Origin of the sequence: Pseudomonas sp. GM18 (assembly GCF_000282195.1) — a bacterium.
In the GTDB taxonomy this organism is placed as follows: Bacteria; Pseudomonadota; Gammaproteobacteria; order Pseudomonadales; family Pseudomonadaceae; genus Aquipseudomonas.
In genome coordinates this window covers 55,910-70,654 of sequence record NZ_AKJT01000070.1, presented here as the reverse complement: position 1 = coordinate 70,654, position 14,745 = coordinate 55,910, and the positions used below count along the sequence as shown (strand labels likewise).

The 14,745-nt window shown below is 59.6% G+C and carries 13 protein-coding genes and 1 riboswitch; of the genes, 7 read left to right on the top strand and 6 right to left on the bottom strand.

Annotated features, from left to right (window positions below; genetic code table 11):
- Positions 1–104: 104 nt before the first annotated feature.
- From PMI21_RS10255 to PMI21_RS10265, 3 genes are all read left to right on the top strand, one after another.
- On the top strand, positions 105–1,079 hold the full coding sequence (locus PMI21_RS10255; protein ID WP_007939645.1) for a glycosyltransferase family protein: 975 nt from the start codon (positions 105–107) through the stop codon (positions 1,077–1,079).
- Between the two features lie 3 nt (positions 1,080–1,082).
- Positions 1,083–1,787 (top strand): hypothetical protein, encoded by a 705-nt coding sequence (locus PMI21_RS10260; RefSeq protein WP_007939644.1) that lies wholly within the window; start codon positions 1,083–1,085, stop codon positions 1,785–1,787.
- Positions 1,788–1,858: 71 nt separating this feature from the next.
- Positions 1,859–2,665, top strand: coding sequence for a hypothetical protein (locus PMI21_RS10265; RefSeq protein WP_007939643.1), 807 nt, complete (start codon positions 1,859–1,861; stop codon positions 2,663–2,665).
- Positions 2,666–2,675: 10 nt separating this feature from the next.
- On the opposite strand, the gene PMI21_RS10270 is transcribed toward PMI21_RS10265, so the two are convergent.
- The 4 genes from PMI21_RS10270 to PMI21_RS10285 form a co-directional block, all read right to left on the bottom strand.
- Positions 2,676–3,641: a hypothetical protein gene (locus PMI21_RS10270; protein WP_007939642.1), complete on the bottom strand. Its 966-nt coding sequence runs from the start codon at positions 3,639–3,641 to the stop codon at positions 2,676–2,678.
- Between the two features lie 32 nt (positions 3,642–3,673).
- Positions 3,674–4,486 (bottom strand): aldo/keto reductase, encoded by an 813-nt coding sequence (locus tag PMI21_RS10275; RefSeq protein ID WP_007939641.1) that lies wholly within the window; start codon positions 4,484–4,486, stop codon positions 3,674–3,676.
- Positions 4,483–5,658: an NAD(P)/FAD-dependent oxidoreductase gene (locus PMI21_RS10280; RefSeq protein ID WP_007939640.1), complete on the bottom strand. Its 1,176-nt coding sequence runs from the start codon at positions 5,656–5,658 to the stop codon at positions 4,483–4,485. Before PMI21_RS10280 ends, PMI21_RS10275 begins: the two co-directional genes overlap by 4 nt.
- A 261-nt stretch (positions 5,659–5,919) precedes the next feature.
- Positions 5,920–6,252 carry a DMT family transporter gene (locus PMI21_RS10285; protein WP_007939639.1) on the bottom strand — a complete coding sequence of 111 codons (333 nt, stop codon included), beginning with the start codon at positions 6,250–6,252 and terminating at the stop codon, positions 5,920–5,922.
- A gap of 103 nt (positions 6,253–6,355) precedes the next feature.
- Here PMI21_RS10285 and PMI21_RS10290 point away from each other — a divergent pair, with 103 nt between their 5' ends.
- Together PMI21_RS10290 and waaA are read left to right on the top strand one after the other, a co-directional pair.
- Positions 6,356–7,246, top strand: a complete 891-nt coding sequence (locus PMI21_RS10290) for a LysR family transcriptional regulator (RefSeq protein WP_033064089.1) — start codon at positions 6,356–6,358, stop codon at positions 7,244–7,246.
- Positions 7,247–7,268: 22 nt separating this feature from the next.
- A complete protein-coding gene (gene waaA / locus PMI21_RS10295; protein WP_007939637.1) occupies positions 7,269–8,546 on the top strand; it encodes a lipid IV(A) 3-deoxy-D-manno-octulosonic acid transferase in 1,278 nt (425 codons plus the stop codon).
- A gap of 72 nt (positions 8,547–8,618) precedes the next feature.
- Here waaA and PMI21_RS10300 read toward each other — a convergent pair whose 3' ends face one another.
- Complete coding sequence (locus tag PMI21_RS10300; protein ID WP_007939636.1) at positions 8,619–10,052, bottom strand: TolC family outer membrane protein; 1,434 nt, start codon at positions 10,050–10,052, stop codon at positions 8,619–8,621.
- Between the two features lie 192 nt (positions 10,053–10,244).
- Positions 10,245–10,350, top strand: a riboswitch (TPP riboswitch).
- A 166-nt stretch (positions 10,351–10,516) separates the two neighbouring features.
- On the opposite strand from PMI21_RS10300, the gene thiC reads away from it, so the two are divergent.
- On the top strand, positions 10,517–12,406 hold the full coding sequence (gene thiC, locus PMI21_RS10305) for a phosphomethylpyrimidine synthase ThiC (protein ID WP_007939635.1): 1,890 nt from the start codon (positions 10,517–10,519) through the stop codon (positions 12,404–12,406).
- A gap of 152 nt (positions 12,407–12,558) precedes the next feature.
- Positions 12,559–13,851 (top strand): putative hydroxymethylpyrimidine transporter CytX, encoded by a 1,293-nt coding sequence (gene cytX, locus PMI21_RS10310; protein WP_007939633.1) that lies wholly within the window; start codon positions 12,559–12,561, stop codon positions 13,849–13,851.
- Here the strand turns inward: cytX and PMI21_RS10315 are convergent.
- On the bottom strand, positions 13,820–14,566 hold the full coding sequence (locus tag PMI21_RS10315; protein ID WP_007939631.1) for an RsiV family protein: 747 nt from the start codon (positions 14,564–14,566) through the stop codon (positions 13,820–13,822). The two genes, cytX and PMI21_RS10315, sit on opposite strands and share 32 nt — an antisense overlap.
- Between the last annotated feature and the right edge of the window lie 179 nt (positions 14,567–14,745).

Sequence of the window (14,745 nt, the reverse complement as noted above, 5' to 3'; positions counted from 1 at the left end):
ACTGTGTGTGAACGGATTTTATCGTGAGGGAAAACCGTTCCCGTTGATGTTGGCCGGTACGAACCCGATGCGCTTACCTGCTTTTGTCTCGTGGTAATTAATGTATGAAAGTCATGCTTCTGGTGATGGACGAACAACGAGTCATTCTGGATCGCCTGTATGAGATCGTGCAACAGAACTGCGATGAATGTGTCGTCTATCGCATAAGCAAAAAACAGCAGATGAACCTCGGTCCGTTTCTCGCTTCGGTCAACTACCAGAACTTCGACCGGGTTGTGATTTTCTCTAGAGTCAAGCGCCTCGCCCCGCAGATCAGTGTTCTAAAGTGTATTCCCGGGCTGATTTTTCTCGAACATGACGCCTATCAGAACTATATGTCTGAGAGTAAGTACCTCAGGGTTTATTCGCGTTTGTATCGCCGTCTCCCAAGCTCTCGCGTGCTGGTGTCTGGCGCTGTTGTTGCGCGCCGGATGCAAGCTGAAAATATCGATGCAGTGTTCGTTTCAAAAGGATATGACGAACAGATGCTGCATAACATGGACGGTGTGCGAGACATTCCGATCGGTTTTCTGGGCAGTCTGAAAAGTACCGAATATGCGCAGCGCAAGGCGGTCCTTGAATCGCTGGCTCTGCGTACCGGTATGTTGGTAACCCGGACCCAGTCTGGCGCCGAATATCTGGAAACACTCAATCGCATCAAGATATTTGTCAGTGCCGACATCGGCATGGGCGAATTCATGATCAAGAACTTTGAAGCCATGGCTTGTGGCTGTGTACTGCTGGCCTGGAGTCAGGGTGAAGAAGACGGATTGTTGGGTTTTCAGGATATGCACAACACCGTGTTCTATCACTCCGAAGATGAGGCGGTGGAAAAGCTCAAGCTGTTGGAGAGTGACCCTGCGTTAGCGTCTCGTATCGCCAGTAACGGGCAGGCGTTCGCTGAGAGCCAGTATTCCTTCGCACGTGTGGGGCGTGCCCTCGCTGTTGAAATCCAGCGTGAAATGCGTCCTTGGCGACCGCCATCAGCATTCACTCGCCTGTGGGTCAAGTTACGTCATGGGATGGAGGTTCCGGAGTAGCTTATGGAATGTCAAACACCTCAAACCCGCGAGCAAGTAGCGCGGGATGCGATGCCTGGCGGTCACCAGTCCGTTATGGATGGACTGCCGGAGGAGCTGAAAGAGTGCTTGCGCATGGCTTCTCGTGTTGTGCTTATAGCCAATAATCCAGCCATTACGCCGGCCGATTTCCAGGCGCTGAATATTGGTGTTGATGACGTCGTGGTCAGCTTCAACACCTGTGTTAAATCGGTATTGCTTTGCCCGCAGAGCGTCAATGTATTCGTGCATGGCTTCAACGCGCCGGACGCTTACTTTTTCGGCCTTCCCTATGGACCTGAAGTGCAGCGACTGTTCGAACAGGCTGGCGAGCGTTGTTTCACGATGCTGGTGGGAAGTACGCAGGCGATGTGCCCTTTGCCGCGAGTGGCTCTTTTTTGGGAGCGTATTCCGTTACCGGCACTGTGGAACTACCCGGTCGATCGACCAGAAGGCAAACGTTATGTTGGACCTTCCACCGGCTTCAATGCGCTGGTGTTATTCGATTGGTTGCGCAGCCACACCGGTTATACCTACCAACTGATGACATTGGGTTTTTCCAACGAAGCAGGAAAGCTCTGGGGCGGGCATGCCTGGGACTATGAGCGGGACTGGTTGCAAAAGTCGGACGTCATCGTCGTGCCTCTGCAGCGTCGTAGTTGGTGGCAAGTATTGCTTCGCCGCAAATGAATGATTGATTGTGAACGATCACCAGCAGAGCGCTGAAAAGTGGGCTCGTTTTCTTTCAGGGGTGTTGTCGAGTGTTAAATATTGCGGTGGCTTTTTTTGGTATTCCAAGAAACTCGGAAATCTGCTTTCCCTCCATTCAAGAAAACGTGCTTGCGCAGTTGCCTCCGAACAGCAACGTAAAATGCTTTTATCATCTCTATGAAATCGACGAAATCCAGAACGCGCGTTCAGGTGAAAAGGGTGAGCTGAAGGCGGACAACTACAAGGCTTTCGAGTGTATGACGGGCCTGCTCACTTCAACGGAAGGAGTTCTGGAGCGTTGGAACTTTGAACAAGTCAAGGCACTCGGCGATACCTGGGCTGATGAGTTCGCATCACTTCGGAACCTGATCTATCAGCTGAATTCGCTGCACACAGTCACCGCCATGATGGAGTCGTTCAATCCTGATTTCGTTGTATTCGTCCGGCCGGATAATTTCTATCACACACCGCTTCCCGCTTATGTGTTCAAGCACCCAGAGGCCAGGCGACTGAATAGCTATATCCCTGATTGGCAGTGGTGGGGGGGGCTGAACGATCGTTTTGCCATTTGTGGGCGTGATACCTACATGGCATATGGGAAAAGGATTGAGCACATCTTCGACTTCTGCAAGGCGACAGGAAGGACGTTACATTCCGAACGACTGCTCAAATACGTACTGCAACAGGCAGGAGCCCGGATCTGCACCATGGATACCAAGGCTTCCCGTGTTCGTATCACCGGTGCCTTTGCTGATGAGTCGTTCTCCCCCAAGCGAGGCATGGGCAAGCGCGAGAATCGCTACTTCCATCTGCTTGCGCAGTTTCGCACGTTCATGGACAAGCAACGATCAGGCTAGGCGCAAGCAATTATTTACTCAGTGTTCCCCGCACCAGCCTCACTAGTCGGAGAGCCTTTACGCTCAGTTGCTTCAACCCTTGTCGCTGAGCTTTCGGTACTCCCAGCCCTTGTTGTGCTATCCAGTCTTTCCAGCGAATACGTTCTTCACGGACCACCCAACCTTGTTGGATAGCAAAACTCTCCGCCAGATACAGTCCACGGGTACTGGCCGGTAAAAGCTTATCGCGCTTGAGCGTATACAACTCGGGGAGGGGCACCCCATCTTCAAGTGGCATCAAGTACAAATCGGGACGTTTGCGATCGAGCCGGGCCACCAGTTGATCGCCCTCCAGCCGCTCGTCGACATGGAACAGGCTCAGGGATTTGGCTTCCTTGGGCACGTCCAGGCGCAAATCGTAGATCAATTGCAGCGAGGCTGTCGGCAAGTGCACGTAGGCCCGGGGACGTTCGATCAGCGGCATGTTCGCGCAGCGCACCGGCCGCGCCGAGCCGGATAGTGGTGTCAGGCGAAACGGCAGGGCTTCGCGGTAATGCAGGGCAGCTGAGTAAGGCGCTGGCAGCCAGGTTTCGTTGAAGCGCCCGCTGAGCCAGCCTTCCGGGGTTTCCAGCAGGCATTCTTCGGCAATTTCCTGGGTTGCCGTGTGCAGCGGCAGGTTCAGCTCATGGGCCGGCACATAACCGGAGATCAGCTTGAGCACCACATCGCCACGGTCTTGCCGACGCTGACGCACCAACACCCAGTAATCGCGATTCTGCCAATGCAGGGTCAGGCGCACCGAGACCCCGAGGTTCGCCAGCTCCAGGGCAAACCGCTCGCTGTTGGCCACCGTCACCGGGCGACGACGTTGCAGGGTCTGGGAGAAGTTCAGCGGCATCCCGACGCTCTGATAACTCAAGCCTTCGGGCGTCGCTTCGACGAATAACGGCAGGGTCTTGAAGTTGCTCGGGTTCTTTCTGATCAGCGTACGCGGCATGTCGGCTCCTGCTTAAGGCCGCGTGGGCGGCATCAATGGCTACGAAGGACCTGGGCAACGGTCGCGACGTTGTGGGCGAGGTGCAGCGGATTGATGGTCCCGACAATAGCACTGGCCACGCCCGGGTGTTCAAACAACAATTCGAAGCTGGCACGCACCGGATCAACGCCCGGGCTCAGGCAGACGTGACCGCTGGCCAGGGCTTTCTTGACCAGGATCGCTTTGCCGTGAGCAGCAGCATAGTCAATGACTGCCTTCTCGTTCTGTTCGTTCAGATTGTAGGTGACCATCGCGCAATCACCTTGTTCCAGAGCCTTCAAACCGCCTTCGACGGTTTTTCCGGAGAAGCCGAAGCCGCGAATCTTGCCTTCGGTCTTGAGCTTCGCGAGGGTGGCATAGACTTCGCTGTTGTTAAGAATCGCCAGGTCGTTGCCGTCGGAGTGCACCAGCACCAGGTCGATAAAATCCGTTTCCAGGCGTTGCAGGCTGCGTTCCACCGAGTACCGGGTATGCGCGGCGCTGAAATCATGGCGGGACTGACCGTCGGCAAACTCTTCGCCGACCTTGCTGACGATGACCCAGTCCTGACGCTGACCACGCAGCAACGGGCCGAGACGCTCTTCGCTGCGGCCATAGGCCGGCGCGGTATCGATCAGGTTGATGCCCAGGTCGCGAGCAAGTTTGAGCAGCCGGCGCGCTTCGTCATCGTCGGGAATCTGGAAACCGTTGGGGTATTTCACCCCTTGATCGCGGCCAAGTTTCACGGTGCCCAGGCCCAGGGGCGATACCCGCAGGCCGGTGCTGCCCAGCGGGCGATGCAGATCATGCAGGGTCGGTTGGCTCATGGCAGCAGTTGCTCCCAGGCAGGGACACCCATCGGCGGTTTCGGCAGTTCCGGCAGCGGCGCGGCATGGCTTGGCTGAATGCCGTCGCGTTGCAACGAGGCGATGACGCGGTCAGAGAAGTCCGGTGCCAGGGCCAGTTTGGTCGGCCAGCCCACCAGCAGACGATTCTGCTCGGCGAGGAAGGCGTTGTCCGGGCGGGTCAGGCCCGATTGCAGAGGCTCGGCACGGTTAACCCGCAAGGTCGCCCACTGCGCGGTGCTCAGGTCGATCCACGGCAGCAACTGGCCAAGTTCTTTCTGGGCGGCGGTGATTTGCGCGGCAGGCTCGCGGGCCACGCCTTCGGCTTCGGCAATGTCGCCACCTACGTACCAGATCCATTGGCCATCGGCAGCCGGATGAGTGGTCACGGTGATGCGTGGCTTTGGCCCACCGCCCAGGCAATGGGCGTACAGCGGTTTGAGGCCCGGGCCTTTGACGATGATCATGTGCAGGGGGCGGCTTTGCATGGCCGGCTGGCTCAGGCCCAGCGCCGTGAGCAGGTCGGCGGTGCCGGCACCGGCGCTGAGGACGATGCGTTGGGCACGGATTTCGCGCTCATCTACTTTCAAGCCGACCAATTCGCCGTTTTCCAGCAGCGGTTCGATGTGCTGACCAGCCAGCAGGCCGTCACCCGACAGATCGGCCAAACGCTGGATCAGGCTCGGCACGTCGACCACCAGTTCCGACAGGCGATAGACCTTGCCCTTGAAGCGCTTGTCTTGCAGGGCTGGTGGCAGTTGCTCGCCCTTGACCTGATCGACCCGCCCGCGCACGGCTTTACTGGCGAAGAAACTGGTGAGGTTGCCGGCGAGGGTGCCGGGGGACCAGAGATAGTGAGCGTCAGACAACATGCGCACGCCGGACAGGTCCAGCTCGCCGTTGCCAGCCAGCGCTTCGCGCCAGCGACGGGGCATGTCGGCGATGGCCTCCGAGGCACCGGTCAGGGCACCGTGCAGCGCGTACTTGGCACCGCCGTGGATGATGCCCTGAGACTTCAGGCTCTGCCCGCCACCGAGGCTGGCGCTTTCCACCAGCACGGTCGAAAAACCCAGGCGGCGCAGGCGTGCATTCAGCCAGAGGCCGGCGACACCAGCGCCGACAATGAGAACGTCGGTGGAAATAACGGATGGCATGCAGCGACCTCAGTGTTCAAGACGAGGGCGCAGTATACAGATTCATGGCGGACACAATCTTTGTAGCAGCTGCCGAAGGCTGCGTTCGAGGACGAAGTCCTCGCCCTTCGATCTGTCTCAGGAACGGTGTCGTCAGGTTTCACGACTGCTTCGCAGCCGAACGCAGCCTTCGGCAGCTGCTACAGAAAACCGTGCATCAGGGCCCGATAGGTGAGCACGATTTGCTTGTGTAGGAGCTGCCGAAGGCTGCGATCTTTTCTTTCAGTGCCCCGCGGTTTTCGAGAACAGCTGAATAACCACGACGCCCAGCACAATCAGCGCCATGCCCAGCATTGCCGGCACATCCAGTTTCTGCCCGTAGATAAACAGTGCCGCGACGCTGACCATCACAATGCCCATGCCGGCCCATACCGCGTAGGCCACGCCCACCGGAACGCTGCGCACCACCAGGGTCAGCATCCCGAAAGCAATTCCGTAACCGACGATGACCAGCAGCAGCGGCAGTGGCGTGCTGATACCTTTGACCGCTTTCATCGAAACAGTAGCGATCACTTCGGCGCAGATGGCGATGGCCAGGTAGTAGTAAGCGGTCATGGGTCAATCCTCGTGTGAAGTGTTGCTCTCTGAGGTCGGCATTTTAGAGATCCGCCAGATGGGGTAAAGTCATTACCTATCTGTTCTGAAGATGGGTTGAGCCATGAACATGCAATGGAGTCTGGAACAGCTGCACTTGTTTGTCAGTGTCGCGGAACAGCGTTCTTTTTCCGCGGTAGCGCGGGATCAGCGCAAGGCGCAGTCGGCAGTCAGCAGTTCGATTGCGCTGCTGGAAGAAGACCTGGGCGTCAGCCTGTTCGATCGCAGCAGTGGTCGCCAGCCGAAACTCACCGAAGCCGGCACCGCGCTGCTTGAAGAGGCGCGGGAAGTGCTGCGCCAATGTGAGCGCCTCAATGGCCGGGCACTAGCGATGATGCGCGGCCAGGAAGCGAGTTTGCGGGTGGCTCAGGACGAGGCAATGCCTTATCAGGCAGTGGTTGAAAGCTTCGAGGCCCTGGCCGAACGATTCCCCAGTCTCGAAGTGCAACTGACCAGTGCCGCCCAGGGCGATGTCGCGCGCAAACTGGTGGAGCGCCGGGCCGACCTGGGCTTGCTGTTTTATCACGAGCAGATTCCCGAAGCCCTCGAACGCCGAGTGCTGGGCAGCGTTGAAATGGTCACGGTGTGCGGCGTGGGGCATCCATTGGCGCAGCAGACGCAGGTCAATTGCCAGCAACTGGCGCAGCACCGACAGTTGCTGATGTCCACGCAATCCAGCGTCTATCCCGGCAGTGAGCCGGCCAGCCCACAGGTCTGGCGGGCCGACAGTTTCTATGTGATGGCCGAATGGGTGATGCGCGGCCTTGGCTGGGCCTGGTTGCCGCGCCATGTGGTGCAGTACCCGGCGTATCAGAATCTGATGGTCGAACTGACCAGCGAATGGACGCCGCCGGCCTTGATTGTTGAACTGGTCTGGCGCCGCGACGAGCCTCTCGGTCCGGCAGCTCGTTGGCTGGCGGAACGTTTTGCCGTGCACTTGCAGGCGATCGGCTAAAAAACCGATAAACTCCGCCGCCATGAATAGAACTCTCTACACCGCGCTGTTTTACCTGGGGCTGCCATTGGTAGCGATTCGGCTCTGGCTGCGGGCGCGCAAGGCGCCGGCGTATGCCAAACGTATTGGCGAGCGTTTCTCCCTCGCGCTGCCGGCGATGAAGCCGGACGGCCTCTGGGTGCACGCGGTGTCGGTGGGCGAAAGCATCGCCGCAGCCCCGATGATTCGTGCCTTGCTGCAACGTTATCCGACGCTGCCGATTACCGTTACCTGCATGACCCCGACCGGGTCCGAGCGCATCCAGGCGCTGTTTGCCAACGAGCCGCGCATTCAGCACTGCTATTTGCCTTACGATTTGCCTTGCGCTGCGGCGCGATTCCTTGATCGGGCCCGGCCGAAACTGGCGGTGATCATGGAAACCGAGCTCTGGCCCAACCATATCCATCAGTGCGCCAAACGCGGAATTCCCGTGGCCCTGGCCAATGCGCGACTGTCTGAGCGCTCGGCCAAAGGCTATGGTCGCTTCCATAAACTGACCCGGCCGATGCTCGCCGAGATGAGCCTGTTCGCGGTGCAGACCGAAGCCGAAGCGCAGCGTTTCCGCGATTTGGGTGCACGCCCGGAAACCGTCGAAGTGACCGGTTCGATCAAGTTCGACCTGACCATCGACCCGCAACTGCTGCTGCGTGCTGCCGAGTTGCGCGGACAATGGCAGGCGCAGGAACGCCCGGTGTGGATCGCTGCGAGTACCCATGAAGGTGAAGACGAGGTGGTGCTGGATGCCCATCGTCGGCTGCTGGCCAATCATCCCGATGCCTTGCTGATTCTGGTGCCGCGTCATCCGGAGCGCTTCAACCCGGTGTTTGAGTTGTGCCGGCAAAAAGGTTTCGCCACGGTGCGGCGTTCGACGGGCGAGCCGGTGAACGCAGACACTTCGGTGCTGCTGGGCGACACCATGGGCGAGTTGCTGTTTCTCTACGCCTTGGCCGACAGCGCTTTCGTCGGTGGCAGCCTGGTGCCCAACGGCGGCCATAACCTGCTGGAACCGGCGGCCTTGGCCAAGCCGGTGCTCAGTGGGCCGCACCTGTTCAACTTCCTCGAAATCGCCGCGCAGTTGCGCAGCGCCGGAGCGTTGGCCGAAGTCGATGATGCCGAAAGTCTGGCGCTGGCGGTGCAGCGGCTGTTCGAACTGCCGCGCGACGCACAGCGGATGGCGGAGGCGGGGCTGAAGGTGATGCGAACCAATCAGGGCGCGTTGCAGCGGTTGCTGGATGGGTTGGGCAGGTTGATCGATCGGTAGACCGAGTCGCGCGAACAAAAAAGATCGTCCGAACGCGGCCCGAGCCTTCGGACGATCTTTTGCTTTTGTTTTTTAAGGCCTGGCTTTGAGCTGGTCGGCCGCAGCCTTCGCCAGATCCGGCGGCAAGAAGTCCTTGTCCGGGTTGTAGTCGGCCTTGAGATAACGCGTCAGGTCCTGCAAATCCCCCGGGTTCAAAGTGCCGGCGGCCTGTTTCAGGCGCAGGTTGTCGAGGATGTAGTCGTAGCGCGTGTTGTTGTAGTTGCGCACCGAGGTGTACAGCTGACGCTGGGCATCGAGTACGTCGACGATGTTGCGCGTCCCCACCTGATAACCGATTTCGGTCGCTTCCACCGCGCTTTGGTTGGAGATGATCGACTGCCGGCGTGCCTGCACCTGCTCGACGTCGGTGTTGACGGCGCGGTGCAGGTTGCGGGTGTTTTCCACGACCTGGCGACGCAGGGCTTCGCGTTGTTGCTCGGTCTGGTCCAGTCGAGAGTAAGACTCGCGTACCTGAGAACTGGTCAACCCGCCGCTGTAGATCGGAATGCTCAATTGCAGGCCGACGGTGCGCTGCTCGACATCGCCGCCGTAACGCACGCCGGTAGCGCTCGGGTTGGTAAAGCCGAGGGCGTCGTTGTCACCTTTCTTGTATTGCGCGACCGCATCCAGAGTGGGCGCGTGTCCGGCCTTGCGCTGCTTGAGGGTTTCCTCGGCGGCGCTTACCGCGTAGTTGCTGGCCAGCAGGTTGAGGTTCTGCTTGGCGGCGGTGTCGACCCAGGCCTTGGCGTCGTTCGGCGCCGGCGGCAGGATCGGCAAGGTGTGGACGATGCCCTGGATCGAGTTGTATTGACGGTTGGTCAGGGTGATCAGCGCTTCGAACGCGTCATCCACCTGACGCTGAGCGAGAATCCGGTTGGCCCGTGCCGTATCGTAACTGGCCTGGGATTGCAGCACGTCGGTCTTGTCCGACAGGCCGACGTCGAAGCGCTCGTTGGACTGGTCGAGCTGGCGCTTGAAGGCGGCTTCTTCGGCCTTGGTCGAGGCCAGGTTGTCCTGGCTGCGCAGCACGTTGAAGTAGCTTTCGGCGCTTTGCAGGATCAGGTTCTGTTCGGTGGCCGAGAGTTGCAAGGCGGCCTGTTCGTTGACGTCCTTGGCGGCCTGGAACTGGAACCAGCGGTCGGCGCGGAAAATCGGTTGCGACAGGGTCGCCTGATACACCGTGCCGCTGCGGTTCGAGGTCACCGATGGCTGATCGAGCGCGGTACGGGTGTCGTTCATGTTGGCACCGGCCGACAGGTTGGGCAGCAGCCCGGCGCGGGCCTGGGGCACGACTTCCTTCTGGGCGCCGTATTGGGCACGGGCGGCGGCGATATCGGCGTTGTTATCCACCGCTTCCTGATAGACGCTGACCAGGTCGGTCTTGGTCGATAAGGGCGCTTCTGCTGCCCAGGCCATTCCATTGGACGCACAAGACACGGCAAGGGCCAGTGAGAGTTTGCGCAGCATGAGGCCATCCCTAAAAATTACGCTGATAATTTGAACGCCAAGGCTACGGCGCGGCGCACTGCAGCGTCAAGGCGCAGCACGGCGTAGCGAGTGTAGTTGCACGTACGTACGACAACAATCCGCCAATTGCGCCATTCATCATGGTGTTTGCCGCGGTGTTGGCGTTCTTTGCCGGTTATGTCTAGACTGGCCGGGTTCTTGTCGGGGTGCCTTGCTATGAGGCTGAGATCGAATAATTTCGGATCCCGTTGAACCTGATCAGGTTAGCGCCTGCGTAGGGAACAAGATTTCTCGTCACCCGGCGAGTCCTCTTGTGCTTCGTCCGGGATGTTGTTCGACAATCGAACACCCCTCGAGCATCGAGCACAGCACCTGCTGGAATTTCCAGCGCCCGTGCGTCCATTCGTTTACAGGTTCGCTCCGACAAAAATCCACTGCCTGGATGTGTGTCTGGAGAGCCCGTGATGACTACAAAATCAAAAATCGCAACCAACCTGAGTGACTCGGCCAAGGTCGATCAGCAATCGGTTCAGCCGTTTACCCGCTCGCAAAAAATCTATGTTCAGGGCACACGCCCGGACATCCTCGTGCCAATGCGCGAAATCAGCCTGGACGTTACCCCAACCGACTTCGGTGGCGAAGTCAACGCGCCGGTGGTGGTGTATGACACCTCGGGCCCGTACACCGACCCCAACGTCATCATCGACGTGCGCAAAGGCCTCGCCGATGTGCGGTCGCCGTGGATCGAGTCCCGTGGCGACACCGAGCGCCTGTCCGGCCTGAGCTCCAACTTCGGCCAGGAACGTCTCGCCGATCCGGAGCTGACCAAGCTGCGTTTCGCCCACGTCAACAACCCGCGTCGCGCCAAGCCGGGTGCCAACGTCAGCCAGATGCACTACGCCCGCAAAGGCATCATCACCGCCGAGATGGAATACGTCGCCATCCGCGAAAACATGAAGCTCGAAGTGGCCCGCGCCGCCGGCCTGCTGGACCAGCAACACGCCGGCCACAGCTTCGGCGCCAGCGTACCGAAAATCATCACCCCGGAATTCGTCCGTGAAGAGATCGCCCGCGGTCGCGCGATCATTCCGGCCAACATCAACCACACCGAACTGGAACCGATGATCATCGGCCGTAACTTCCTGGTGAAGATCAACGGCAACATCGGCAACAGTGCCTTGGGTTCGTCCATCGAAGAAGAAGTGGCGAAACTGACCTGGGGCATTCGCTGGGGTTCGGACACGGTCATGGACTTGTCCACCGGCAAGCACATTCACGAAACCCGCGAATGGATCATCCGTAACTCGCCGGTGCCGATCGGTACCGTGCCGATCTATCAGGCACTGGAGAAGGTCAATGGCGTCGCCGAAGACCTGACCTGGGAGCTGTTCCGCGACACACTGATCGAACAGGCCGAGCAGGGCGTCGACTACTTCACCATCCACGCCGGCGTGTTGCTGCGCTACGTGCCGCTGACTGCCAAGCGCGTGACCGGCATCGTCTCCCGTGGCGGTTCGATCATGGCCAAGTGGTGCCTGGCGCACCACAAGGAAAACTTCCTCTACACCCATTTCGAAGACATCTGCGAAATCATGAAGGCCTACGACGTCAGCTTCTCGCTGGGCGATGGCCTGCGTCCGGGTTCGATTGCCGACGCCAACGACGAAGCGCAGTTCGGTGAGCTGGAAACCCTCGGCGAGCTGACCAAAATCGCCTGGAAGCACGATGTGCAGTGCATGATCGAAGGCCCGGGCCACGTGCCGATGCAGTTGATCAAAGAGAACATGGACAAGCAGCTGGAGTGCTGCGACGAGGCGCCGTTCTACACCCTCGGCCCACTGACCACCGACATCGCCCCAGGCTACGACCACATCACCTCCGGTATCGGCGCGGCGATGATCGGCTGGTTCGGTTGCGCCATGCTCTGCTACGTGACGCCGAAGGAGCACTTGGGCCTGCCGAACAAGGATGACGTGAAGACCGGGATCATCACCTACAAGATCGCCGCTCACGCCGCCGACCTGGCCAAAGGGCATCCGGGTGCACAGATTCGTGACAACGCCTTGAGCAAGGCGCGTTTCGAATTCCGTTGGGAAGACCAGTTCAACTTGGGCCTCGATCCGGATACCGCACGTTCGTACCACGATGAAACCCTGCCGAAGGATTCGGCCAAGGTCGCGCACTTCTGCTCCATGTGCGGGCCGAAATTCTGCTCGATGAAGATCACCCAGGAAGTCCGTGAGTACGCGGCCAACCAGCGGATCGAAACCGTCGATGCCGAAGTCGCCAAGGGTCTGGCGGAACAGGCTGAGCGGTTCAAGCAGGAAGGCAGTCAGCTGTACAAGAAGGTTTGATCCCGCACTGATCGTTCCCACGCTCTGCGTGGGAATGCCTCTTGTGACGCTCTGCGTCACGCTTTGGGACGCTCTGCGTCCAGGGCTGCATTCCCACGCGGAGCGTGGGAACGATCACAAAGAACAACAAATGTTCCTCTGAGATAACACCCTTGAGCATTCAACCCAGCACTTACTCCCCGGATCTCGCAGTGCCGACCGACAAACGCGTCTTCGGCGGTCGTGATCTGTTTTCCCTGTGGTTCTCCCTCGGCATCGGCCTGATGGTGTTGCAGACCGGCGCGCTGCTCGCACCGGGTCTGGGCCTGTCCGGCTCGTTGCTGGCGATTTTTCTTGGCACGCTGGTCGGCGTGCTGTTGCTCGCCGCTGTCGGCGTGATCGGCAGTGACACCGGCCTGTCGTCGATGGCGGCGCTCAAACTCAGCCTCGGTGCAAAAGGCGCGAGCCTTCCGGCGGTGCTGAACCTGCTGCAACTGATCGGTTGGGGTTCGTTCGAAATCATCGTGATGCGCGACGCCGCCAGTCTGCTCGGCGCCCGTGCATTCAGTGAGGGCAGCCTGTGGTCGAATCCACTGCTGTGGACGCTGTTCTTCGGTGCGCTGGCCACCTTGCTGGCGGTCAGCGGTCCGCTGACTTTCGTGCGCAAGATCCTGCGCAAGTGGGGCATCTGGCTGTTGCTGGCCGCGTGCATCTGGCTGACCTGGAACCTGTTCGCCAAGGCTGATCTGGCGGCGTTGTGGGCGCAGGCCGGTGATGGTTCGATGCCGTTCGCCGTGGGCTTCGACATTGCGATCGCGATGCCGCTGTCCTGGCTGCCGCTGATTGCCGATTACTCGCGGTTCGGCAAGCGTGCGAAGAATGTGTTCGGCGGTACGGCGTTGGGTTTCTTTATCGGCAACTTCTGGCTGATGAGCCTGGGCGTGGCGTACACCCTGGCGTTCGCGCCGAGCGGTGAAGTGAATGCCTTGCTGCTGGCGCTGGCCGGTGCGGGCCTGGGGATTCCGTTGCTGCTGATTCTGTTGGATGAATCAGAAAATGCCTTTGCCGATATTCATTCGGCGGCGGTGTCCAGCGGGATTCTGCTGCGCTTGAAAGTCGAGCATCTGGCCTTGGCCATCGGCGTGATCTGCACACTGATCGCTTGCCTGGCGCCATTGGCCCAGTACCAGAATTTCCTGCTGCTGATCGGTTCGGTGTTTGCGCCGCTGTTCGGCGTGGTGCTGGTGGATCACTTCATCCTGCGCAAACGCAGTAGCCAAGTGGCGTCGGCTGCCTTGCGCTGGCCGGCGTTGCTCGCCTGGTTGGGCGGGGTGAGCACCTATCACTTGCTGGCCAATCTCTATCCGGACATCGGCGCAACCCTGCCGTCTCTGGTACTGGCAGGGCTGCTGCAACTGGTGCTTGGTCGGGCCTTCAGCTACGGCCGGGAAACAGCTCAGGCTTGAGAATGCCGTTCAGGCGTGGGTAGGGGATCTTCAGTTCGACGTGGCCCAGCGCGTAAGGCGCGAGGGTGCTCACTTCGTACTTGAGGATCACCCCGCCGTACGTCAACGCCACGTTCTGGGTTTTCACGAAGGGCCAGCTCTTGACGAACTCCGGCTCCTGATCGAGTTTGGTGCTGATCAGCCAGCTGTTGTGCGCCACCTGGGCCGCTTTCCAGAACGCTTCTTCCTGCCCCGGGATCACCATGTCCGACAGCGTCAGCACTTTATGTTGCTGACGCGAGTAGTTGATGAAACCGCGGCCCGGCGTGCCATGGGCACCGCCGTTGTCCAGGTAGCTGGACAATTCAATGATCACCAAGCCGTCATGCTGCTCACGTACCTTGGCTTGCAAGTAGCTGCTGTAGCGCGGCTCGGCACTGCTCAAAAATTGCTCGCGATACGCCGCCAGTGTCGGCGCTACAGGGGCGTCGGGCGAGGTACGGGTCATTTGCAGCAAACGTTTTTCGATGATGCCGTCAAGCGCAGGCTCGGTCGGGAAGTGCAGCGTATCGATGTTCACCAGCGGGCAGTCAGGGTTGGCGCAACCCGGTTTCAGCTGTTCGGAAGCGTCGCGGGTGGTTTCCAGTGGCGTCCGGTAATTGGGCTGGAAAAGACTCTGGCACGCACCCAGGGTCAGGGCGATGGCGGCCACGGAGGCGATCTTGAAAAGCGACATGGGCGTCCTTAATGAAACAGGGGAAGGCGAAAAGTTACCCGCTTCGACTCTCAACGAGGCAGTCAGTTCGCCACTAAGCTAATTAGAGTTGGTTTCGCCCTCACCGTCTATCCCGCTGACTGTAAAGGGGCTGCATCAAACATCGCGGGCGCGTTAGGATGGCGCGAAGTCGAGGTTGC